Here is a 22,926-nt window from a genome sequence, read left to right on the forward strand (position 1 = left end):
TCTTACATCCCTCCTGTATATTTAACAAAGTAATCACATTACCTTTTTAATCAAAAAAACCTAGGCATCTACCTAGGTTTTTTGATTATTTTATTGCGCCTGCATTCCTACTATTGGAATCGTAGCCCACTTCGGCATATTTTTCTTTACTTTCGCCACCACAATAGTCATATCATCATTTATATAACCATCACCAGAGCGAATTACTTCTTCCATAATAATATCAGCGATTTCCTGTGGGTCCTCTGTTTGTAGTTCTTTAATTTTACGTTTTATCCATAATTCGTGATTCTCCACATGTTGCGCTCCCTCAAAGATGCCGTCACTCATCATGATAAGAAGATCACCCGTTTTTAATTGCTCACCAACCACATCAACTTCAACATCTTCAATGATTCCCATCGGCAAATTACTTGCCTCAATTTTCAAAATATTATTTCCGCGTTTAACAAAACTCGGCGTCGATCCAATCTTTAAAAACTTCGCACTCGCATCCCGTAAATCTACCATAGCCAAGTCAAGCGTTGTATACATCTCCTCTGTCGTCCTTAAAGAAAGAATCGAATTGATGGACTTAATCGCTATTTCTTCATCAATACCTGATTGAAGTATCTTTTGTAATAATTTTACCGTTTCCCTACTCTCCATATGAGCCCTTTGTCCATTTCCCATACCATCACTAATCGCAAGTGCATATTTACCAACGCTCAAATCCATCATCGCGTAGGAATCACCTGAAACAAACCCACCACCTTTTGCAGCTGTGGCCAATCCTGTATCAAGAGAATACGTCTTCGCTGAACCAAATGATATTAAACTGTGCCCATTTGGATATGAGGATTTCTCTTCATGCTTAACGACGATATTCTCTTTTAAAATATCTGAAAGCATTGGAGCAACCAACTTCTCACATTCCCCATGTTCATTAGATGCAGCCGGAATCAACATTTCAATATCAATACTTCCTCTATCTAAACAATAAATATCAACATGCTCCACTTCGACACCAAAATCACGAAACGCTTGTAAAATTTGCTCCTCCTGCGCTTGATGGTTCTCTCTTTCTCGTTGTATCTCCTTAGCGAAATCCTCCATCACTTTTGATACACCTAGTAATTGCTCCGCTACAATTCTACGATTTTCCTTCATTTGTTTTCTTAATTTCTGCCCCTCATAGAAGTGATCTAATTCACCCGCTACTAAATCCGTTACTTTCTTCCCTCTCACACAATGCTTGTCCCATTCACGAACTAACTTCCGATTATGCTGCAGCGTTCCTTCTTCTGTTTCACTCATTATTTGTTTCATATAATCGTATGTTTTATCAAAATTAACTACCCAACATTGATCCTTCTTAAAGCATGTTTGACATGTTTTTGCAGTAATTGTACTTAAAAATAAATCAGCTTCTGTTTCTTTATCTTCCTCCTCCACATACCCGTATACAGAAAAGCTATTAGACAAAGCAGCAAATACATTAGCAAATTGATTGATTTTGTTTGCTGTAACATCGCGCACTCTTCTTAAATATTGTTGTTGATCCTGTGAATGCTCCTGTGTACCTGGCATAAATTTAGCAATACGATCCATAACAAGCTTCGGTGTTAATAAGAATAAAACAATTGCTACACCAGATTCAATTAAAGTTGTTACAATACTTGTTTGCTTGTCTACATATAATGTAATTAAGCTTGTACCAATTAATAAACCTAAACTAACTCCTATACGCTTCCCTTCTTTTAACAATCCCCCAAGCAATCCTGAAAAGGCAAGGAGACTAAGTTGAGACAAGCTCGCCACATTCGCTAAACTTAATATTAACCCAGTGACAACTCCTACCGTGGACCCTGTAGCTGCCCCTGCAATAAAGGCAAATACTAATACTAAATATCTAGTGAAAATATGTTGAATAGAAGCATCATAAACAAACCAATCCGTTGTGCCCGTTAAAACAGATGCTAGTAATATAATTAAACAAACAATTTCTTCTGTTTCTAACGCTTGTTGCTTCCCTTTCCTTTCCACTAAAAGCGGAACACTTTGTAAAAATATCATCGTTAATACGAAGCTAAGCCCCGCTTCGATCGTACTGACGAGCAGATCATACATGGTGACGGTTTGCTGTGCAAAATATACAACAACTAAATGTGCGGTTAATGCGGAGATAAATACTTGGAATGGTACAAGTCCAACAGTTTTACGTGTAAACCGACTAAAGAAGATATTATAAATAAAGAAGGTAAAAATAGATGCAAAAGTAAAAAATAAATTATCTATTGAAACTGAAAGTGCTCCCCCCATTAGAGCTAAGAACGCGAGCGGCATTTTATCTCGCTTCATAACATAAACAGCAGCAAAAAACGGCAATGCAAACGGTAAAATGTTTGTTAATATATATGCTCGTCCCAAAAGAAAACCAATAACAGCAATAATGAATCCCCATCTAAAGAAAACTTGTTCAAACTTCATTCGCAACTTACTCGTCCACTTTATTGTTCCAAGCTGACTTTCATTCATCGCCAATGCACTTGTATTCATAGTATTCCTTCCTGCTTTAGGCATATTTTTAACACCACCTGCATAGTTTAATTACTGTTATTATAAAAGATGATTATTGGTTTTTTTGTCAAAACAACAGTTTTGACTTTTATAATCGTTCGACTTTTTATTCGAAATAAATCTACATATATACATAGTATTTAATTTATTTAAAGCAAGTTAAAAGAATCTTCAGAAAATATAGGGTGATTTTGTAGAAGTATTGCACGTCTTAATTTATATTTAACAAAAAAAGATCATGCAAATTTGCATGATCTTTTTAGATGACCCGTACGGGATTCGAACCCGTGTTACCGCCGTGAAAGGGCGGTGTCTTAACCACTTGACCAACGGGCCGTTAAATTAAATATAGCGGCGGAGGGGATCGAACCCCCGACCTCACGGGTATGAACCGTACGCTCTAGCCAGCTGAGCTACACCGCCATGTCGTCATATTTAACGGACAATTAGTATCTTACATCAGATACGCTTTAAAGTCAACACATCTCAAAAACTTTTTTAAAATATATTCTCTCACATAAAAAAGTACCCGAGTAATTACTCTGGGTACCTCTCTATATGTTAAGAATTAAACGGACTTATTATCCGCGACGTGCGCCACGGCCACCACGTTTAGATTCTGTGTTACGCTTTAAAGAAGTTAAACGATCTTCACTATCTTTTAAAAAGCGTGCCATCTTTTGCTCAAATGTTTCTTTTGGAGCTCGTTCGTTACCGCCACCGCGGTTATCTCTGTTGGAAGAACGATTATTATTACGTTGTGGACGTCCAGAACGTTGTTGATCACCACCACGTTGGTATTCACCACGTGGACGATCTCCTTCTGTTTTTTCACGTTCTTTCGCTTTCTTAATAGATAGGCCAATTTTGCCATCTTTTTCAACATTGATAACTTTTACTTCTACTTGGTCGCCTACTTTTAAGTGATCGTTAATATCTTTCACATAATTATCAGCAACTTCACTAATATGAACAAGACCTGTTAAGCCTTCTGGCAGCTCCACAAAAGCCCCAAAATTTGTAATACCTGTTACTTTACCCTGTAACTTGCTGCCTACCTCGATTGACATAAAAAAAATGCTCCTCCTTAGTGGTTAAAAAGTCAAATTTTACTTTATTATATATAATCCTAAAATGTAGTGTCAATAAGACATACTCTACTTAGAAACAGGAAAAATTATCTCCCCTTTTCCGGAGAAGAAATAATCCCTTCTAGCAATCTTTAAAACGTACTCTTCATCATTCAACTTTTGAACTTCATCTTTTAGATTCTTTTCTTTTTTCGTTAATGAATCCAGTTCTTTTTTCATGTCCTTAACTTTTGCTTCTTTTGCTTTAATGGAACTGTTTTGTTGATAAAACGTCACACTAATACTAGCAATAATTGTAAAAGCAAAGACAAGAAAAACCGCTAAACGGCGATAAAGTCGCTTCCTGTTCTCATCCGTTTGTATTATATGTTCTTTAACAGGATTTGGACTCTGTTTTTCGATTGTTCTTTGTCTCAGTTCCCTCATTTCCGAGGTCCCCCTAACTTCTTTTTTATACGCACCCATAATTGGAAGATATGTCCCTTCAATTTTGCTACATATTGCAGGAACCCTACATGCTTCATTATAAAAAGTTTAACACGATTAGGGAGAAGTTTCCATATGAGCGAAGCAATAAACCGAACAGGCGAGAAAAAAACTTTCCATATGAAAAGTAATATCCAAATCACCATTTTCCATAACACATGTCCAATTGAAAGCAGTATACGAAATAAGAATAATATAAATGCAATAAATAGCTGTGCTATAATAATAACAGGTTTTATCATGAGTAGCTGTATAATTCGAACAAAAAATTGTGTTGTTTGTACAAAAATATAGATGAGAAAATTTAACATCTTCATGTATAGTGCTTTCAATAAGCTTTGATATGCTGCAAAACCACATAGTAACGCCAAAAATACATATATACGTAGTTCGGCTTCATTTACACGCAGTAATACATAAAAAACGAATAATGCTTGGACAATCCAAAATAGTATATCATGTATAAATACAAGCCAACGTTTACGCTCTTGGCGTTTTAAAAACCGTTGGTATGTATCTAAAGAAGCACCAATCCAAGCACCCATTCCAATCATCGAAAGCATTGTATACAACTGAATTGTTAGGCTCATTTAAACAGCTTACTAAAGAAGCCTTTAGTTTTCTCCCCTTGGTTCTCATCAATATACAGCATTTCATGAACTTTCCCTTTAATTGATACAACACCCTTTTCTACATCTAAATTCTTCATTTGCAAATTTTGACCACGAATTGTTAAAAAACCCATTACAGTCTCGAGTAAAAACTCTTCGCTATCAAAACTCTCTACTTGCTTTACACCAGTAATATCGATTACACGCCTGCCACGCATGATAATATCATGCTCTACAGAAACATTTTGTTGATTAGAAGACATAGGTGAGTAACCATTATTCACGAAAATCCCCCCATAGCTTTATACTAGCTAATAGTAATGTATGAAGGGCTAACCTATTTTAGAACAAGCCTTCTTCCGCTTTCACTTTTTCCTCACGAACGAGACTATACATGTTTGCTGCATCTTCTTTTTTAGTTGTTTCTTTCAATTCATTTACTTTCACAGTTACTATTTTTTGCCCGAAACGAATTGTTAATTCATCCTCTACCTTCACATCTGAACTCGCTTTTGCCACTTGGCCATTAATCGAAATTCTTCCTTGGTCAGACACTTCTTTTGCTAATGTTCTTCTTTTAATTAAACGTGATACTTTCAAAAATTTATCTAGACGCATATCAAATCCCCCTATTAACGCTCTGTTTGTTTTGCCTCTTCCCATAAAATATCTAACTGTTCTAATGATAAATCTTGCATTTCCTTATTCATTTCAGCTACTTTTGCTTCCATGTATAAAAAGCGAGCCATAAATTTCTCATTAGTTGAACGTAACGCTTCTTCTGGATCTAATTTATAATGACGAGCTATATTAACAAATGCAAATAGTAAATCACCAAATTCACCTAGCATCTTTTTCTCATCCATGTTTACAACTTCTTGTTGGAATTCTTGCCATTCTTCTAAGGCCTTCTCTATCATCGGCTGCACATCAACCCAATCAAATCCAACCTTTCCAGCTTTCTTCTGAATTTCATAAGCACGCATTAGTTGTGGCAAGCTTTTTGGAATACCCGCTAAAACAGATTCTTTCACGAATCCCTTTTCTTTTTTTTTAATTTCTTCCCAATTTGCAATCACTTCATCAGCATTATTTACATCCGTATCCCCAAACACATGCGGATGACGACGAACCATTTTCTCAGCTAAAGTCCGAATAATGTCATCTATAGAGAACCAACCTTCATCCTCTCCAATTTGGGCATGAAGCATAACTTGTAATAATATATCACCTAGTTCTTCTACTAAATGATCATCATCCTCTTCATCAATTGCTTCTAGCACTTCATACGCTTCTTCAATTAAGTATTTCTTTAAAGATTGATGAGTTTGCTTTTTATCCCATGGGCAACCATTCGGTCCACGAAGATCAGCAATAATTGCTCTAAGTACATCAAACTGCTGATATAAGGACGCACGTTCCTTAACTGGCGGTACATACACACTCGTTAAATTATTTAATTCTGTTTCGTGATCTAACATGTATAACGATACCTTTTTCACTTGCTCGAATGAAGTCCCTGCAGCTGTTACGATATACACTTCGTAATCATCTGGAAAAATCTCCATTAACGTTAGCTTCACATCTGAAGCAACGAATGCATCATACACTTGGCAAAAGATTAAATGTTGACGTAATTCTAATTGCCCTCTTTCAAATGATGTAGCATCAATTAATTGGAACCCTTCAATCGGATCAATTTTTAGACTTGCAAACATCGGATCAAGGAAACTTTGTCCACCTTCAATTCGCACTTCAATATTTGCTGCTTCTCCTTTTTCCAAAAGTAGCTGAACTGTTCTTTCTGCTACAAGCGGATGACCTGGAACAGCATAAATAATTTCTGCGCCTTTAGCTTGTTCTAGCAATGTATTCGCAATTGTTTCATATACGATTTCAAATGTATCATGTGCCTCATATACATTATCAAAGGCCGTATATTTTATAGCTTCTTTCTCCAATTCTTCTATAACTGGGTGTTCCTTCGTTCTAACAAACATATGGTCTGCTTCTTTTATCTTTCGATATACACCCATCGTTAACTGATCTAACTCACCAGCACCTAATCCTAAAATAGTAATGATTCCACTCACAACCAGTCACCTCTATCCACTCTTCTTCAATGAACCTTCTTTTTTCTCTTGTTTCATAACGGTTCCTAATTCTTCTTTTGTAAATACACGTAATTTTAAAATTAAAAACATATATGCTAATCCACCGATAGCTACACCTAACAGCGCTTCAAGCGTCGCAATTCCTCTATGTCCTGTATCAATTACTAATCCGGACATTCGCAACATACGCATAAAGATTATTAATACAAACCCCATACCGATACCACTAATAGCTACACCTAACATATTCCGCCTATCAATAAGCGGCTCCGATACAGCTCGCATAAGTAACACACTATTTAGCAAGGCAATTACAATAAGCGCAACTAAAGTTGCAATTGCAGCTCCCTTTACACCAAAATACGGCATTAATATATAGTTTAAAACTAACTTCAAACAACCTCCAAATACAACGAATATTGCTGGTTTTAATGTTTGTCCCACTCCTTGCAAAATGGAAGCAGTTGTAATTGACAATGAACTAAATAAAATAGATAAAGATAAAATCGATAACACATCTGATCCATCACTATTTTCAAACAACATAATATTTGTAGGTTGAATAATACAAGTTAATCCAATAGCAGCTGCAAATCCAATAACAAATGTTATTTTCATTGCTAACTTTACCTTTTCTTGAATAAATGAAAGATCTCCTCTTTCTTTCGCCGCTGTAATAATAGGAATAAGTGACAATGAGAAAGAAGTTGTCACAACAGTACCTAATTGCATAAGCGGGATACTTCTATCATAAACACCTTTTAGTACCTTTGCATTTTCAACTTTCTCTCCCGCACGAATAAGCAAAGTATACAAGGAAATAGAATCCGCCATTTGTATAAAAATAAGGACTAAATTACTAACACAAATCGCTAATCCCTGCCAAAAAAGGATTCGAACAATCCCTTTTTTATTTCTAATTCCCTTCCATCTTTTGAAGAAAATAGCATGGAAATCATGACGCATATAAAGTAAAAGTACGATAATCCCAATAAGCCCGCCTGCAATTGAACCTAGCATAGCACCCGCACCAACTGTATATAAATCAAATCCCTGAGCAATAAGGAATAGTGATAAAAATACAATAATAGAAACACGAATCGTTTGTTCAATTACTTGCGAAACAGCCGTCGGCATCATATTATTGAATCCTTGAAAATATCCTCTCGCTACAGATAAAAATGGCATTAGTAGGAATGAAAACGAAATAACGCGTAATAATTTATCTAAATGTATATCGCCCATAGCCGATGCAATTGTTTTGGCCCCAAAGAATAATGTGAAAAATCCTATAAAGCCAATTCCTAATAAAAACCAAAAAGATACACAAATAATTTCTTCTGCTTCTTTTTGTTTTCCTCGTTCTAATCTTTCTGCGACCATTTTTGAAATAATAATAGGAAACCCATAAGTAGCTAAAATCAAACAAAATCCATAAAACGGATAAATTTGTTGGTAAATATAAAAACCAACATCACCCGCTATATTTTGATATGGAATACGGTAAAAAGCGCTTAATACCTTCGTAACAAAACTTGCGATTGTTAATATAATAGCCCCACGCCAAAAGGCTTGGTACTTCTTCGCTTCCATACAAGAAAACTCCTTTTTCTATTCTCACCCCTCGTATTATATCACAAAGAAAAACTGGCTCTCCTTCATATTCCTTACATTCACTGACTTCTTTCAACAGCAAAAATATTCAATGAAAAAAGGTAGCAAAGCGCTACCTTCGTTCAATATACTTATATCTCCAAATAGTTAATTTCTCAAATAGAAATATCATAATTAGGAAAGATTGCTACTTATAGAAATTACACTTCGCTACTGCTCCATTTGTTTCGCTAAAAAGCTTGCAGCTGTATTTACTGATTTATGCTCTACTTCACTTATAATAGCCTCTTTAGAGAAGATAACGACAGCTCCGATTGGATCTCCATTTGCAATAATCGAGCCAATTGTATAAGAGCTCACTTTTTCTGTTACTCCATCAATAATTGAAATTTCGCTTTCATCTGTCATAATTACAGACTTACGCTCTTCCATTGTCTTCTCAATTAAATCGCCAACACTTTTATTTAAGTATTCTTTTTTAGATGCGCCCGCTACTGCGATAATAGAATCACGATCGCATACAAGCACATTATGTCCTAAGCTATCGTATAAAGCTTCCGTATATTCCTTTGCAAAATTACCTAGTTCACTAATTGGAGAATATTTTTTCAAAATCACTTCTCCATCGCGATCAACAAATATTTCTAGTGGATCTCCCTCACGAATACGTAAAGTTCTACGAATTTCCTTCGGAATTACTACCCTGCCTAAATCATCAATTCGACGTACGATTCCAGTTGCTTTCATTCTAATGCTGCCTCACTTTCTACTGATGATCAAAGTGGTGAATTTACCTGTTCATGTAAAAATCACCAACTATTAAACATAGTATTTTACACATTAGTTCTTCTATGCACGTCGAATTGTATTTTTTATCTTATATTAGGCATTTATTACTTCTTTTTTTACATTTGGCAAGCCTTTTAATAAATTTTCAGCAATTGTTAACCATTTCGACGTCTCTAATCCATTCGTTTTCATCACAATTTTCAATTGTGACCCCTCCATACCAAGACCGATCATACGGCCAAAACTACTTCCTAGCATGAATAATTTTCCACCATCTATATTTTGGCTCGCTTGTTCAGAAAACAGGAATGTTACTTCAAATTTATTTTGCTTAATTAACTCAATTTGTTCTTTCATTGCCAACACTTTAATGTTTGCAATTTGTAATAAATAACCAACTTCTTGTGGATAATCACCAAATCTGTCGATCATCTCTTCCTGCAACTCTTCAATATCTTCAATTGCAGAAATACCTCTAAATTGTTTATACATCATAATTTTTTGTTTACTATCTGAAATGTACGCATCCGGTAAATATGCATCTACTTCTAAATCAATTTCAACATTAACGGTATTTTCAACTCCGTCTGTTCCTCTACGTTGCTCAATTGCATCTTTTAACATTTGAGAATATAGATCAAATCCGACAGAATCAATAAATCCATGTTGTTCTGCCCCTAACAAATTACCCGCACCACGAATTGATAAGTCTCTCATCGCAATTTTGAAACCAGATCCAAGCTCTGTAAACTCTTTAATTGCTTGCAGACGCCTCTCTGCAACTTCCGATAACACTTTATCACGTTTGTATGCAAAGTATGCATACGCGACGCGATTAGAACGCCCAACACGACCACGAAGCTGATACAACTGCGATAATCCCATACGATCTGCATCAAATACAATTAATGTATTTACATTCGGAATATCTACACCCGTCTCAATAATTGTTGTACTTACAAGAACATCATGCTGCCCTTCTAAAAACGATAGCATAACAGACTCTAATTCACCTTCATTCATTTTCCCATGTGCGTATGTTACACGAGCATCTGGAACTAACATCGAAATTTCATCTGCTTTTCTTTCAATATCCTCCACACGGTTATATAGGAAGTAAATTTGACCGCCTCTTGCTAACTCTCGCTCTATCGCTTCTCGCATTAACGCTGGATTATACTCTACTACATATGTTTGTACTGGGAAACGATTCTCTGGTGGTGTCTCAATAACAGATAAATCGCGCACACCAAGCATAGACATATGAAGTGTACGTGGAATCGGAGTTGCCGTTAATGTTAACACGTCAACATTTGCTTTCAATTGTTTAATTTTTTCTTTATGTGTAACGCCGAATCTTTGTTCTTCATCAATAATAAGAAGTCCTAAATCTTTATAAGTAACATCTTTAGATAAAATACGATGCGTTCCGATTACAATATCCACCGTTCCATCTTTTAAACCTTTAATCGTTTCATTTTGTTGTTTTCGTGTGCGAAATCTACTTAGTAATCCTATATTAATCGGGTAATCTTGAAAACGCTCTCGAATTGTTTCATAGTGTTGTTGTGCAAGGATTGTTGTTGGTACTAAAATCGCAACTTGTTTTTCATCCATAATTGCTTTAAATGCCGCACGAATAGCTACTTCGGTCTTTCCATATCCTACGTCACCACAAAGAAGCCTATCCATCGGACGTCCGCGTTCCATATCTTTCTTAATCTCTTCAATAGAACGTAATTGATCCTCTGTCTCTTGATATGGGAATAAAGATTCAAACTCTTGTTGCTCTGCCGTATCTGGTGTATATGCATAACCTTTCGAAGCTTCACGCTCGGCATATAATTTAATTAGGTCATCTGCAATGTCTTGTACAGATTTTTCAACTTTCGTTTTGACCTTCTTCCAATCATTTCCGCCTAATTTATAAACTTTTGGTTCCTTACCTTCAGACCCTACGTATTTTTGCACTTGATCAATTTGTTCAATTGGAACGTATAACTTATCATTACCTTGATATTTAATATTTAAATAATCTTTATGAACACCATTAATCTCTAATGTCTCAATACCTAAAAATTTACCTATACCATGATTTACATGAACTACATGGTCTCCAACTTTTAATTCCGAATAACTTTTAATACGTTCAGCGTTAGATAACTTTTGCTTACGTTGTGATTTTTTAACCTTCTTATGAAAAAGCTCCTTTTCAGTAATGACAACAAACTTTTGCATCGGCATTTCAAAACCTGCATGTAAATCACCTACAGCAATTTGTAACCTTCCAGGCAATAAGATATCTGTGGCCTCTACAATGTCTGCATCAATATCATAATCACTTAAAATATGTTGTAGTTTTTTTACACGTTCATCATCTGTTCCAAGCACAACGGTCGTAAAATTACCTTCATTCCATCTATCAATTTCAGTTTTTAACAAATGCATCTGTCCGTGGAAATCTTGCATCGTTTTACATGTCACATTCACAATGTTTTGAGGATGTGTGTGTGCTATATGGCGTAAGAATAACGTTAAATATACAAAACTTCTTTTTTTATTATGAAGAAACTCCTCAAACGAGTGGGAGAAAGATAAATCCTGAATAATTGTTCCTTCGCCAAGAAGTGAGATATACCATTCCGCTTCTTCTGTTTCAAGATGTGATGCGGTTTCTTGAATACGGGAAATCTCATCTAAAATTACAACACCGTTCTCTGGTAAATAATCTATCAGACTAGCAGGTTCTTTATAGAAAATAGATAAATATTTAAACATTTGTTCTATACTTTGCCCGTTTTTCAACATTTCAATTTCATGACTAACCGTCTCAAGCACAGTAGTCTTTAATTTATCATCGGAAAGCTTTTGCATCGTCTTAGTCAAACCTTCTTCAAGATGCTTAATTCCCGATTTCAATTCTTCCTGTGAAAATAAAAACTCTGTTGCCGGACCAAACCGAACACTTTCCCTTTTATCTTGAGAGCGCTGTTCTTCCACATCAAATAATCGAATAGAATCAACCTGTGTATCAAAGAATTCAATACGAAATGGTAATTCTTCAGTTAATGGGTAAATATCTAATATTCCCCCGCGCAAACTAAACTCTCCTGGAGCTTCTACCATCGACTTACGCTCATAACCAATATGATGTAAGGTATGCAAGAGTGCATCTAAATCAATCTCTTGCCCTAGATTGATTTCAATTTGCCTTTGCTTCCATAATTCTTTTATTGGTAAAAACCTACGCAGCCCTGCAACTGGCGCTACAATAATCCCATTCTCTCCCGCAGCTAAGCGATTTAACACTTCAATACGCTGCGCCTTCAATTCTGGACTTGCAACACCAACTTCCGATGCTATCAATTCATTTACCGGATATAGCCAAACATCTTTTTCACCAAGTAACGCCACTAAATCTTCATGTACTTTTTGTGCTTGGTATAAATTGTGCGTCACGATAAGTTGTGATTGCTTTGTCTTTTTATATAAAGCTGCCATTAATAATGAACGAGAGGATGTGGCCATACCCGATACAAGTTGCTCTTTCAACCCATCTTCTAGCCCATTAATAACCGATTGTATTTCTTCATTTTTATAAAATTGCTCTAATAAACCTATCATTTTCAAAACTCCTCTCAACATAAAGAGCAAGTTACTATATTTTATGCAAATATTTTGGAAAAAGAAAACAGAAAAATGCTTTGGACATGCCAAAGCGACAACATTTTATTGCAGAAATTTTTCATATTCATAATACTCAGGATAAGATGTGAGCGTTTCTTGACACGATTCACAAATCGTTTTTATATATATATTTCCATTCTCATGAAAATGAATCATATCCACTACTTCTTGCTCTGTTAGTTGAAACAAAACGTCGCTATATACTTTTTCTGCGATAATGGAGCCCACATTACTTCCACAATGTCTACAGTAATAATAACCTTCCATACTAGCCTCCTAAATATCCAATTGCTACTAGTATGGGATAAAACAAAATAAAATATTCCAGATTGTGCGCTTAACTATTAAAAGTATTCATGATTTGGAGAAAAGGTTTATTTAACCATTCCTCACATGCATCTGCTGCATTTTCAATGGATTGATTAACGCCAGATATTTCTTCAGATGTAAAACGTCCTAATACGTAATCCACTACTTTTATCCCATTTTTCGGACGATCGATTCCCATGCGGATACGTTGAAATTCTTGTGTTCCTAAATGTGAAATTGTTGATTTCACACCATTATGTCCACCCGCACTACCTTTCATGCGAAGGCGTAATTTACCTACAGGAATATCTAAATCATCGTACATAACAATGAAGTCCTCGACATCAATTTTATAATAATCCATGAGTGGACGGATACTTTCCCCAGATAAATTCATATATGTAAGTGGCTTTAGTAAGATTACTTTTTCCCCATTAACAAAGCCTGCGCCAAATACCCCTTTAAACTTTTGTTCATTCAAAGAAATACTCCAACGTTTTGCAAGTTCATCGATTGCCATAAATCCAATATTATGCCTTGTTAATTCATATTCTCTACCTGGGTTCCCAAGTCCTACTATTAATTTCATTCTTGTACCACTACTTTCTTTTTTCGATACGAAAAGACGTAACCAAGCTTGGTTACGTCTCATTCTATCCAATTAATTGAATAATACACTTACAGATTCTTCTTCGTATACACGAATGATTGCTTCTCCGATTAATGGAGCAACTGAAAGTTCATGTACTTTATCAATTTTCTTCTCTTCTGGTAATACGATAGAGTTCGTTACAACTAACTCTTTAATATTCGAATTTTGAATACGCTCAATTGCTGGACCAGATAATACTGGGTGTGTACAGCAAGCATATACTTCAGAAGCACCGTTCTCAACAAGAGCGTTTGCCGCTAATGTAATTGTACCAGCTGTATCAATGATGTCATCAATTAAAATTGCTGTTTTGCCTTCGATGTTACCGATAATGTTCATTACCTCAGATACATTCGGACGAGGACGACGCTTATCAATAATAGCGATTGGCGCTTTTAGGCGATCCGCCATTTTTCTAGCACGCGTTACACCACCGTGATCAGGAGATACGATTACGATATCTTTAAGGCCTTTTGCTTCAAAGTAGTCTGAAAGAATCGGTACACCCATTAAGTGGTCGATCGGGATATCAAAGAATCCTTGAATTTGCGGAGCATGTAAATCTAGAGTGATTACACGAGTTGCACCTGCTGTTTCAAGCAAGTTTGCTACAAGTTTCGATGTAATTGGTTCACGAGAACGCGCTTTACGGTCTTGACGCGCATAACCATAGTAAGGAATAACAATATTAATTGTTTTTGCAGATGCACGTTTTAATGCATCAATCATAATAAGTAATTCCATGATATGTTCGTTTACTGGGAAGCTTGTAGATTGAATAATGAATACATCGCAACCACGGATACTTTCTTCAATGTTAATTTGAACTTCTCCATCACTAAAACGATCAACAGAACATTTTCCTAGTCCTACTCCAATATGCTTTGCGATTTGCTCAGCAAGTTCCTTATTAGAGTTTAAAGAGAATACTTTCAAATTAGAATTTAGATATTGAGTCGACATCTAGATTAACCCTCCACATTATGATTTTTTCTTATTCAGCAATTGATCAACATAGTCTTCTTTGTTAACTTGACGTGCACGTGCTACTGATAATGCTTTTGACGGAACATTCTCTGTTATTGTAGAGCCTGCTGCCACATAAGCACCATCTTCAACTGTTACAGGAGCAACAAGGTTTGAATTACATCCAATAAATACCCCGTTACCAATTACAGTTTTAAATTTATTCTTGCCGTCGTAGTTCACCGTAATTGAACCACAACCAAGATTCACGTCTTCTCCAACTTGTGCATCCCCGATATAACTTAAGTGTGAAGCTTTACTTCTATTACCAAAAACAGTTTTTTTGATTTCTACAAAGTTTCCAACGCGCACTTCATCTCCAATAACTGAATCTGGGCGAATATGTGCAAATGGACCAACCGATACTTCTGTACCAAGTTTGCTGTCATGTACAGTAGATTGACGAATTACCGTACGGTCTCCAATTTCACTATCGCGAATTACTGTATGCGGTCCAATTTCACAATCAGAACCAATTACAGTGTTCCCCTCAATAACCGTTCCTGGGTGAAGAACTGTATCACTACCAATAATTGCATCCGCAGAAATGTATGTGTTACTTGGATCAATAATTGTAACACCATTTACCATGTTCTTTCGGTTGATACGATTTTTCATAATAATTTCCGCTTGCGATAGAGCGACTCTGTCGTTAACACCTAACGTTTCATCGAAGTGCTCTGTTTGATAAGCTGATACAATATGACCTTCATTTTTTAAAATTTCAATAACGTCCGGAAGGTAATATTCGCCCTGTACATTATCATTTGAAACTTTAGAAAGTGAAGCAAATAAAGCTTTATTATCAAAACAATACGTACCTGTATTGATTTCTTTAATAGCTAATTCTTTTTCATTTGCATCCTTATGCTCAACAATCTTTTCAACATGACCATTCTCATTACGAACGATACGGCCATATCCAGCAGGCTCTTCTATGTACGCTGTTAGTACCGTCGCCATTGCTCCCGCTTCTTCGTGTTGCTGAAGCAATGCTTCCATCGTTTCAGCAGTTATTAGAGGTGTATCACCACAAATAACTAAAGTTGTTCCCTCTTCATTTGCAAGTACACTTGCAGCTTGATCGACAGCATGAGCTGTACCAAGTTGTTCTGCTTGTAATGCAAACTCACTTACGTTTCCTAGCTGTTCTTGTACCTTTTCAGCACCATGTCCAACGACTGTTACAAGTTTCTGCAATCCTAATTGAGATACTTCATTGACTACATGTTGTACCATTGGTTTTCCACATACAGGATGCAGCACTTTGTATAGCTTGGACTTCATACGTGTGCCTTTACCTGCAGCTAGAATCACTGCAAATCTGTTTGACATATAGACCCTCCATCGCAACCTATTTATCCATTAACGATATTATCCTAAATCATCATATATTTCAAGAAACACATTATAACTATTAAATTTTACCATAATTCTTATAAGATGTTTTACTCTTTAGTATCTTTTTTAAGGAATAAGCTATACTATTTTAAATGATCTTGAAAAAATTAGAAGTTTTTCATCTTTATTTTTTCAAAATATGAATTTTTATAATTAGAAACGTTTATTATTCAAAAAAAAAAACAAACTCCTGTAAATGCTTACAGGAGTTTGCTACAAAATTATAAGACTTTCTTTCAAAAGCCCTTTTCATTCGAATTTTACGAAGCGCCTGCTTCTTCAAACTCAACCTCTTCTAACTCGCCTAAACGATGATACTCTGTTAAAACCGCATCTTGAATTTTAGAGCGTGTATTAGAATTAATTGGATGTGCAATGTCACGGAATTCTCCATCTGGAGTACGTTTACTTGGCATTGCTACAAATAATCCATTATTACCATCAATTACACGAATATCATGAACAACAAATTCATGGTCTAGAGTAATAGAGGCAATTGCTCTCATGCGGCCTTCTGTGTTTACGCGGCGTAATCTTACGTCAGTCACTTCCATCTTGTGTTCACCACCCTTTTCTAAATAAGCGATATATTTGTATAAATTCCACAAATTTTCTATTTTCCCTTTAATTTTTTAAAAATTTTTAAGATAAAAATTTTTATTGTAGTTGAATATAAGGATTAGTAGAGGTTATCGCTTACAAAGAGTTACTTAACTAGGGCAATTACTTCGATTTCAACAGAAACATCTTTCGGTAATTTTGCTACTTGTACACAAGAACGCGCTGGTTTATGAGTAGAGAAATAAGAACCGTATACTTCATTAACAGCATTAAAATCATCCATATCCTTCAAGAATACTGTTGTTTTTACCACTGTATCAAATGAAGCACCTGCTTCTGCTAATACCGCTTGTAAATTTTCAAATACTTGCTCTGTTTGTACTGTTACATCTCCTGTTACAAGTTCTCCACTTGCCGTTAACGGAATTTGTCCTGAACTATAGAACATATTATTTACAATAATCCCTTGTGAATATGGTCCGATTGCCTGTGGTGCTTTGCTTGTTTGAACAACTTTCATACTTTTCACCCTTTTATTATTTATTTTTACTCTTTAAAAATAGTGTACCAAAGGCAGTTTGTCCATCTATTTTGTAATTTATAAATAGGAATAAAAAAAGGTAAAGCTATCTGCTTTACCTTTTTACTCAGCCTCTACAAGCCCTTTATCAAATGGTGCAAGTGCATAATTCCCCTTTTCCACTTGAATCGCTTTTTCTTTCACATCAACTTCTGACAGACGAATTAATGATACAAAGTTATTAATAAGTCTTTCTTCAATATCCGTAGACTCTACTAATACGCCAATCCCAACAACATTAGCTTTAAACTCTTCTAGCATGCTCATCATACCTTGAATGGTTCCGCCAGCTTTCATAAAGTCATCAATAATTAAAACATTGGACCCTTCTGGAAGGCTACGCTTTGCTAAAGTCATCGTTTGGATTCGCTTAGAGGAACCTGATACATAGTTAATACTAACAGTGGGTCCTTCTGTTACCTTATTATCTTTTCTCGCAATTACTACCGGTACATCTAAGTAGTTCGCTACTGCATAAGCAAGCGGAATTCCTTTTGTCGCTACCGTCATAACCGCATCAATTGGTTGCCTAGCAAAAACAGAAGCAAATAAACGACCTGCGCCATTAATCTGGCGAGGATTACTTAAAAGATCCGTCATATATAAGTAACCGCCAGGCAAAATACGGTCTGGGTTTTCAAATAAGCTACAAAGCTCGTTAATAATCAGATTTGCCTCTTCTTCACTTATATAAGGAATATATTTCACTCCTCCTGCTGCTCCTGGTACCGTTTGCAATGTGCCGACACCTTGTTGTTCAAACGTTTGCTTAATAATAACTAAATCTTCACTAATGGAAGATTTAGCCGATTGATACCTTTCAGCAAAAAAAGTGAGAGAAACTAGCTGACGAGGATTTTGTAACAAGTAATACGTCAGATCGACCAATCTTGTACTTCGTCTAATTTTCATACTCTCACCTCAAATCACGAATATTCTAAACAAATCATAACGTATTATACGTCTTTATTCAAGCGTTTCTCGCTCTCCTAATAAACGCACTGCATATACTTGCTCGCAAAATCCCTTTAACCCGTTATATATGCGGTGCATTCGCGAATCATGGTGTACAAGACCAAATACAGTTGGGCCACTTCCACTCATTAATACGGCATCTGCCCCAAAGCGTTTCATCTGTGATTTAATACGTGCAACCTCGGGATGCATCGCAAACGTCACATCTTCTAAAACGTTACCAACAGTATCACAAATTCCTTTATAATCGCCATGGTTAATGACTTCAACCATTTTATCTACATTTGGATGAGTAACACGATTTAATTTTAAATTTCCGTACACGTCAGCAGTAGATACACCAATGTGGGGCTTTGCTAAAACAACCCAACAAGAAGGCGGAGTCTTTATATGTTCAATTTCTTCTCCTCTTCCAGTGGCAATAGCAGTTCCACCATATACACAGAACGATACATCTGATCCAATTTCTGCGCCAAGCTTTGCTAATTCATCGATTGTTAGCCCTAAATTCCATAACTTATTAAGGCCACGTAATGTCGCTGCTGCATCACTACTTCCACCTGCTAATCCAGCGGCTACTGGAATCGTTTTTTCAATAGTAATAGACACACCTTTTTTTACATTAAACTTCACTTTTAATAATTTCGCTGCTTGATAAGCTAAATTGCGTTGGTCGTCTGGGACATACCGATTATGGGACAAAATTTCAATACGGTCTTCTGCTAATTCCGTTAGCTCTAAACGATCTGCCAAGTCGATTGTTGTCATAATCATTTTCACTTCATGATATCCATCTTGTCTTTTTCCCAGTACATCTAACGACAGATTAATCTTTGCTGGTGCTTTCACTAGTAGCTTCAATCTATTCACCCACTCTATGTACTCAATCTTTTATCGTTTATTTTACCATAAATTTATAGTAAGACGATGACACTTCCCTAATTATATCGAAAAGCATTCAGAATGAAACTACTTATGTCAAATGATGCCACCTTTTAGCGTGCAAAAAGCCGAGGAATCTCTCCTCGGCTACCGTAGCATAGAAAGTATCTTACAACTACTGGTTTCGTTTCATTAATTGCTGTTCTGCAATTTCTATAGCACGTTTCACCATATTACCAGCATCTTTCGCACGAATTCCGCCCCATCCTTCTTTCTGAACAACATCATAAAAGCCAAGCTCTTTTGCAAGCTCTTCTTTAAATTGATTTGACATGACTCCTCTTCGTCTACTCAATGCAGAGTCCCTCCTTATTTTGCTACGGTATAATTAGTATGCAAAATAATATAGCTTTTCATTTATGGGAATATATGTAACAAAAAATACATTAATTATAAAATACTTCATTTTGAGATTCATCGTAAAATGTTAGCTCTACTGTCTCTGTTAAAACATCTGCATAACTATAAGATACACGTTGCAATGCATCTTCTTGCTGGTCTAATTGTACAACAAACACAGAACGATACGTTTCTGCAAGTACACCTGATTGCTCCACAGTTTTTCTTCTCCCACTATTTGCCTTTAACATAAGTCGCTGTCCAAGATGGTGATCTAATTCGCTTTTAATTTCATCTAAACGTTTTGACATATACTTTGCTACACCTCGCTGTAATTTAGATTGAACACTTAAAACACGATATATCTATCCCAATTATTAACCGCAATTCACAGACAATATCATTATAAAAGCATCATGCGTTCAAATAGATAGAAGAAATACTATATTCTAAAAGTATCATTGTATAGTCTGCACGTTCTTGCCGCTTTTTATCCAGACTCATTTAAATCATTTCCACATAAAAAAGCAAGATACGTATGTACCTTGCTCATTCGTCATAATGTTGAAAGGGCAATCCTGTTCGTAAAATCCCTCTTGTTTCAATTCCGCCTAGTCCCTTTTCGCCAGTAATTGTATTACGCACAACGTCCCATACATTTACTCTTTCCATAAATGAAGTGAAACTAATTTTGCCAACTACATATACAGGATCTAGAGCATGAATATTAATTCTAGACGGTGAACTAGCAAAATTAGCACCTGCCCGAATCAACGCCTCAAAGTGTGATTGACAAGCCCCAGCAAAAATAACGAGTTGATCTAACGATGGATACTTTTTCCGCACTTCTCGAACGGCCTGTACAAAATGTCTAGAATGTCTATATGCTGCTAAATCTCCCATAACTCCTTTTGACTTTGTATATGCATCATGTCCTGTAATAACTAAAATGTCTGGGCGAAAATGATCTATTAAGTCTACTACCTTTTCATGCATCTCCGTTTCCTTACAATGAATACCTTGAACAGGAACGCCTATTTTATTATATAAATCTAAGCACTTGCGCAAATATAAAGGATCTCCATCTATATGCAATACACGTCCTGGCATTTGAAAATAATTCACTTCACTTGTATATCCACCAGTTGAATTATGTTCATGTCTTTGTTTCATCAACACGTAATCTTGCTGAAACAACCGGTAAGTACGCTCCATCGTTTCTTTTTCACGCTTCACTCTATTTTTATGTTCTCGTTGATCTATACTAACTAAATCTGCAAGTGGTGCATCCGCCACAAGTCTAATTTCCTCTCCAAATAATATTGCCATATCGCCTTTTATTTCTATAATACGAAAAAGAATATCCCTATTATGAGAATATCGTTCAACTAATTCTCCAACATGTAAATCCATTCTCCTACCTCCAAACTCCAAACTCGTTAGGCCATCTTACCTGTTTTTAAAGTATGAATTTAGGAAAGGAAAGGTGACAAAAGGGACAGCTCAAGTTGAACTGTCCCTTTCATATTCTTATGACAATTTATGAAGAATTAATGCATTACTTAATGTTGCAAACTCTTCGATAGATAGCGTTTCGCCTCTTCGCTTCGGATCAATTCCTACTTCTGTCAAAATTCGATCCAACAGCTCTTTATCTTTCGGGAAACCATTTAAATTATTTGATAAATTATTCATTAAAGTTTTACGACGCTGTGCGAAACTTGCTCGTACTACTTCAAAGAAGAAAGTTTCATCTGTCACTTCTACAACTGGTTTAGGACGCTTTAGAAGACGGATAATCGCAGAATCAACATTTGGTTGTGGCACAAACACTGTACGCGGTACAGTCATAACTGTTTCTACCTCTGTATAATACTGAATGGCAATTGATAAAGAACCATACTCTTTCGTTCCTGGTTTAGCAGCTAAACGATCCCCAACTTCTTTTTGCATCATAACAACAAATCCACGAACCGGTAATTTTTCTTCAAGCAATTTAAATAAAATTGGCGTTGTAATATAGTATGGTAAGTTAGCTACTACCATTACATCTTGTCCTTCTTCAAATTGCTCACTAAACACTTCATGTACATCTGCTTTTAGTACATCTTTATTTATAACTGTAACGTTGCTATATGGAGCTAACGTCTCGTCTAAAATTGGTAATAACCTCTGATCAATTTCAAAAGCCACTACTTTTTTAGCACGCTTCGCCAATTGCTCGGTTAACGCACCGATACCTGGTCCAATTTCAATTGCGCCACTTTCTGAACCGATTTCTGCGTGATCAACGATACGATTTAATACATTCGTATCAATTAAAAAATTTTGTCCTAAACTTTTTTTGAATGAAAATCCATACTTTTCAACAATGTCTTTCGTACGATTTGGTGTTGCGATATCCTTCATTTTTTTTCCTCCTGTATTACTTGCTTATAAGCTTCTGCAAATGATTCCTTTGAAACCTGAAACATTTGTAAACGTTTATGTAACTGTTTTGCGTTTGTATAACCAATCTTTAATAGCTTACCCACTCTTTCTCTGCGACTCTTTGCCATTTCTCCGCCCACTAAGCCCGCATCGACTAGATCACTCCAACTAATTTCACTTGTGTAAGCTTCCATTTCTTCATGTATATTCTCTAAAGCACGGCGAATCGACTCATTAGAAGCATGTTCGATTCCAACACCTTTTTTCCTTTTAGCAAGTGCTTCTTCCTTCGTTAAAAAAGCATGCTTACATCCAGGAACCTTGTCAGAAATAATTTTTCGAATACGCTCTCCAGGATAATCCGGATCTGTGAAAATAATAACGCCTCGTTTTTGCTGCGCTAATTTAACTTGCTCAATAACGTGATCACCGATTGCTGAACCGTTCGTTTCGATTGTATCCGCATCAACAGCACGTTTAATCGCAACTGTATCATCTTTACCTTCTACAACGATAATCTCTTTAATTTTCATGCTTGCCTCCACACTCTTTTCATCTCTACTTAGTAAAACAAAAAAATGACGACTTTTCCATTATTATTTTCCCAATCGTACATTTTAAAAAGTAGAAGAGAAAAATCTTTGTTCACTATCCTTATTGTAACACTTCTATCTCCATCTTAATTTATCCGCAATATTTCTACACTTATGTTATGAGTAAATAGTTGGTTCTTATCACTTCTACTATCTCTCTTCTCAAA

At 35.9% G+C, this 22,926-nt stretch carries 23 protein-coding genes and 2 tRNA genes; all 25 read right to left on the bottom strand.

The features are described 5' to 3' along the window. Window positions 1-90: 90 nt before the first annotated feature. A complete protein-coding gene (spoIIE, locus tag JFU18_RS15275) occupies window positions 91-2,562 on the bottom strand; it encodes a stage II sporulation protein E (protein ID WP_016093699.1) in 2,472 nt (823 codons plus the stop codon). A gap of 261 nt (window positions 2,563-2,823) precedes the next feature. After that, window positions 2,824-2,895: transfer RNA gene (locus JFU18_RS15280), tRNA-Glu, on the bottom strand. A gap of 13 nt (window positions 2,896-2,908) precedes the next feature. Continuing rightward, window positions 2,909-2,982, bottom strand: a tRNA-Met gene (locus JFU18_RS15285). Between the two features lie 158 nt (window positions 2,983-3,140). After that, on the bottom strand, window positions 3,141-3,629 hold the full coding sequence (locus JFU18_RS15290; protein WP_002063394.1) for a S1 domain-containing RNA-binding protein: 489 nt from the start codon (window positions 3,627-3,629) through the stop codon (window positions 3,141-3,143). An 87-nt stretch (window positions 3,630-3,716) separates the two neighbouring features. Next, complete coding sequence (gene divIC / locus JFU18_RS15295) at window positions 3,717-4,076, bottom strand: cell division protein DivIC (RefSeq protein WP_002124547.1); 360 nt, start codon at window positions 4,074-4,076, stop codon at window positions 3,717-3,719. Beyond that, entirely contained in the window at window positions 4,073-4,726 is a 654-nt protein-coding gene (gene yabQ, locus JFU18_RS15300; RefSeq protein WP_002091573.1) for a spore cortex biosynthesis protein YabQ, read from the bottom strand. Before yabQ ends, divIC begins: the two co-directional genes overlap by 4 nt. After that, on the bottom strand, window positions 4,723-5,031 hold the full coding sequence (yabP, locus tag JFU18_RS15305) for a sporulation protein YabP (RefSeq protein ID WP_001059101.1): 309 nt from the start codon (window positions 5,029-5,031) through the stop codon (window positions 4,723-4,725). The genes yabQ and yabP overlap by 4 nt, the downstream gene beginning before the upstream one ends. A gap of 58 nt (window positions 5,032-5,089) precedes the next feature. Continuing rightward, entirely contained in the window at window positions 5,090-5,365 is a 276-nt protein-coding gene (locus JFU18_RS15310; RefSeq protein ID WP_002009677.1) for an RNA-binding S4 domain-containing protein, read from the bottom strand. A gap of 14 nt (window positions 5,366-5,379) precedes the next feature. Beyond that, entirely contained in the window at window positions 5,380-6,840 is a 1,461-nt protein-coding gene (gene yabN / locus JFU18_RS15315; protein WP_201034581.1) for a bifunctional methyltransferase/pyrophosphohydrolase YabN, read from the bottom strand. Window positions 6,841-6,852: 12 nt separating this feature from the next. Further along, complete coding sequence (locus tag JFU18_RS15320) at window positions 6,853-8,454, bottom strand: putative polysaccharide biosynthesis protein (protein ID WP_085308565.1); 1,602 nt, start codon at window positions 8,452-8,454, stop codon at window positions 6,853-6,855. A 231-nt stretch (window positions 8,455-8,685) separates the two neighbouring features. Next, window positions 8,686-9,222, bottom strand: coding sequence for a stage V sporulation protein T (gene spoVT / locus JFU18_RS15325; protein WP_002009670.1), 537 nt, complete (start codon window positions 9,220-9,222; stop codon window positions 8,686-8,688). 135 nt (window positions 9,223-9,357) lie between these two features. Beyond that, window positions 9,358-12,888: a transcription-repair coupling factor gene (mfd, locus tag JFU18_RS15330; RefSeq protein WP_085308559.1), complete on the bottom strand. Its 3,531-nt coding sequence runs from the start codon at window positions 12,886-12,888 to the stop codon at window positions 9,358-9,360. Between the two features lie 105 nt (window positions 12,889-12,993). Then, on the bottom strand, window positions 12,994-13,218 hold the full coding sequence (locus JFU18_RS15335; RefSeq protein ID WP_085308557.1) for an anti-sigma-F factor Fin family protein: 225 nt from the start codon (window positions 13,216-13,218) through the stop codon (window positions 12,994-12,996). Between the two features lie 70 nt (window positions 13,219-13,288). Further along, on the bottom strand, window positions 13,289-13,849 hold the full coding sequence (gene pth, locus JFU18_RS15340) for an aminoacyl-tRNA hydrolase (RefSeq protein ID WP_087943057.1): 561 nt from the start codon (window positions 13,847-13,849) through the stop codon (window positions 13,289-13,291). 72 nt (window positions 13,850-13,921) lie between these two features. Then, window positions 13,922-14,875, bottom strand: a complete 954-nt coding sequence (locus tag JFU18_RS15345; protein WP_002091580.1) for a ribose-phosphate diphosphokinase — start codon at window positions 14,873-14,875, stop codon at window positions 13,922-13,924. An 18-nt stretch (window positions 14,876-14,893) separates the two neighbouring features. Further along, entirely contained in the window at window positions 14,894-16,273 is a 1,380-nt protein-coding gene (glmU, locus tag JFU18_RS15350) for a bifunctional UDP-N-acetylglucosamine diphosphorylase/glucosamine-1-phosphate N-acetyltransferase GlmU (RefSeq protein WP_002091584.1), read from the bottom strand. Between the two features lie 326 nt (window positions 16,274-16,599). Beyond that, complete coding sequence (gene spoVG, locus JFU18_RS15355; RefSeq protein ID WP_000454042.1) at window positions 16,600-16,893, bottom strand: septation regulator SpoVG; 294 nt, start codon at window positions 16,891-16,893, stop codon at window positions 16,600-16,602. A gap of 152 nt (window positions 16,894-17,045) precedes the next feature. Next, window positions 17,046-17,420 carry a RidA family protein gene (locus JFU18_RS15360; RefSeq protein ID WP_000869819.1) on the bottom strand — a complete coding sequence of 125 codons (375 nt, stop codon included), beginning with the start codon at window positions 17,418-17,420 and terminating at the stop codon, window positions 17,046-17,048. Window positions 17,421-17,543: 123 nt separating this feature from the next. Further along, complete coding sequence (gene purR / locus JFU18_RS15365; protein ID WP_002091587.1) at window positions 17,544-18,392, bottom strand: pur operon repressor; 849 nt, start codon at window positions 18,390-18,392, stop codon at window positions 17,544-17,546. A gap of 54 nt (window positions 18,393-18,446) precedes the next feature. Beyond that, on the bottom strand, window positions 18,447-19,316 hold the full coding sequence (ispE, locus tag JFU18_RS15370) for a 4-(cytidine 5'-diphospho)-2-C-methyl-D-erythritol kinase (protein WP_012260164.1): 870 nt from the start codon (window positions 19,314-19,316) through the stop codon (window positions 18,447-18,449). 196 nt (window positions 19,317-19,512) lie between these two features. Continuing rightward, the gene (gene sspF / locus JFU18_RS15375; RefSeq protein WP_002094215.1) at window positions 19,513-19,692 is read right to left on the bottom strand and encodes an acid-soluble spore protein SspF; all 180 of its coding nucleotides are present in this window, start codon (window positions 19,690-19,692) and stop codon (window positions 19,513-19,515) included. A 91-nt stretch (window positions 19,693-19,783) separates the two neighbouring features. Then, a complete protein-coding gene (veg, locus tag JFU18_RS15380; RefSeq protein WP_002009653.1) occupies window positions 19,784-20,047 on the bottom strand; it encodes a biofilm formation stimulator Veg in 264 nt (87 codons plus the stop codon). A gap of 238 nt (window positions 20,048-20,285) precedes the next feature. Further along, window positions 20,286-21,149, bottom strand: a complete 864-nt coding sequence (gene yabG / locus JFU18_RS15385; RefSeq protein WP_002009651.1) for a sporulation peptidase YabG — start codon at window positions 21,147-21,149, stop codon at window positions 20,286-20,288. Between the two features lie 117 nt (window positions 21,150-21,266). After that, window positions 21,267-22,145: a 16S rRNA (adenine(1518)-N(6)/adenine(1519)-N(6))-dimethyltransferase RsmA gene (gene rsmA / locus JFU18_RS15390; RefSeq protein WP_002091590.1), complete on the bottom strand. Its 879-nt coding sequence runs from the start codon at window positions 22,143-22,145 to the stop codon at window positions 21,267-21,269. Beyond that, window positions 22,142-22,699 (bottom strand): ribonuclease M5, encoded by a 558-nt coding sequence (gene rnmV / locus JFU18_RS15395; RefSeq protein ID WP_002029323.1) that lies wholly within the window; start codon window positions 22,697-22,699, stop codon window positions 22,142-22,144. The genes rsmA and rnmV overlap by 4 nt, the downstream gene beginning before the upstream one ends. Window positions 22,700-22,926 lie beyond the last annotated feature (227 nt).

Source organism: Bacillus sp. TH22, assembly GCF_016651015.1.
GTDB classification, from domain to species: domain Bacteria; phylum Bacillota; class Bacilli; order Bacillales; family Bacillaceae_G; genus Bacillus_A; species Bacillus_A mycoides.

Bases quoted from the DNA above. Each gene is read 5' to 3' on its own strand.
- divIC (WP_002124547.1), bottom strand. From the start codon at position 4,076: ATGAGGGAACTGAGACAAAGAACAATCGAAAAACAGAGTCCAAATCCT.
- glmU (WP_002091584.1), bottom strand. From the start codon at position 16,273: ATGTCAAACAGATTTGCAGTGATTCTAGCTGCAGGTAAAGGCACACGT.
- rnmV (WP_002029323.1), bottom strand. From the start codon at position 22,699: ATGAAAATTAAAGAGATTATCGTTGTAGAAGGTAAAGATGATACAGTT.
- JFU18_RS15335 (WP_085308557.1), bottom strand. From the start codon at position 13,218: ATGGAAGGTTATTATTACTGTAGACATTGTGGAAGTAATGTGGGCTCC.
- JFU18_RS15290 (WP_002063394.1), bottom strand. From the start codon at position 3,629: ATGTCAATCGAGGTAGGCAGCAAGTTACAGGGTAAAGTAACAGGTATT.
- purR (WP_002091587.1), bottom strand. From the start codon at position 18,392: ATGAAAATTAGACGAAGTACAAGATTGGTCGATCTGACGTATTACTTG.
- rsmA (WP_002091590.1), bottom strand. From the start codon at position 22,145: ATGAAGGATATCGCAACACCAAATCGTACGAAAGACATTGTTGAAAAG.
- yabQ (WP_002091573.1), bottom strand. From the start codon at position 4,726: ATGAGCCTAACAATTCAGTTGTATACAATGCTTTCGATGATTGGAATG.
- yabG (WP_002009651.1), bottom strand. From the start codon at position 21,149: ATGGATTTACATGTTGGAGAATTAGTTGAACGATATTCTCATAATAGG.
- mfd (WP_085308559.1), bottom strand. From the start codon at position 12,888: ATGATAGGTTTATTAGAGCAATTTTATAAAAATGAAGAAATACAATCG.
- JFU18_RS15360 (WP_000869819.1), bottom strand. From the start codon at position 17,420: ATGAAAGTTGTTCAAACAAGCAAAGCACCACAGGCAATCGGACCATAT.
- spoVT (WP_002009670.1), bottom strand. From the start codon at position 9,222: ATGAAAGCAACTGGAATCGTACGTCGAATTGATGATTTAGGCAGGGTA.
- veg (WP_002009653.1), bottom strand. From the start codon at position 20,047: ATGTCAAAACGTTTAGATGAAATTAAAAGCGAATTAGATCACCATCTT.
- pth (WP_087943057.1), bottom strand. From the start codon at position 13,849: ATGAAATTAATAGTAGGACTTGGGAACCCAGGTAGAGAATATGAATTA.
- JFU18_RS15345 (WP_002091580.1), bottom strand. From the start codon at position 14,875: ATGTCGACTCAATATCTAAATTCTAATTTGAAAGTATTCTCTTTAAAC.
- JFU18_RS15320 (WP_085308565.1), bottom strand. From the start codon at position 8,454: ATGGAAGCGAAGAAGTACCAAGCCTTTTGGCGTGGGGCTATTATATTA.
- spoVG (WP_000454042.1), bottom strand. From the start codon at position 16,893: ATGGAAGTGACTGACGTAAGATTACGCCGCGTAAACACAGAAGGCCGC.
- JFU18_RS15310 (WP_002009677.1), bottom strand. From the start codon at position 5,365: ATGCGTCTAGATAAATTTTTGAAAGTATCACGTTTAATTAAAAGAAGA.
- spoIIE (WP_016093699.1), bottom strand. From the start codon at position 2,562: ATGCCTAAAGCAGGAAGGAATACTATGAATACAAGTGCATTGGCGATG.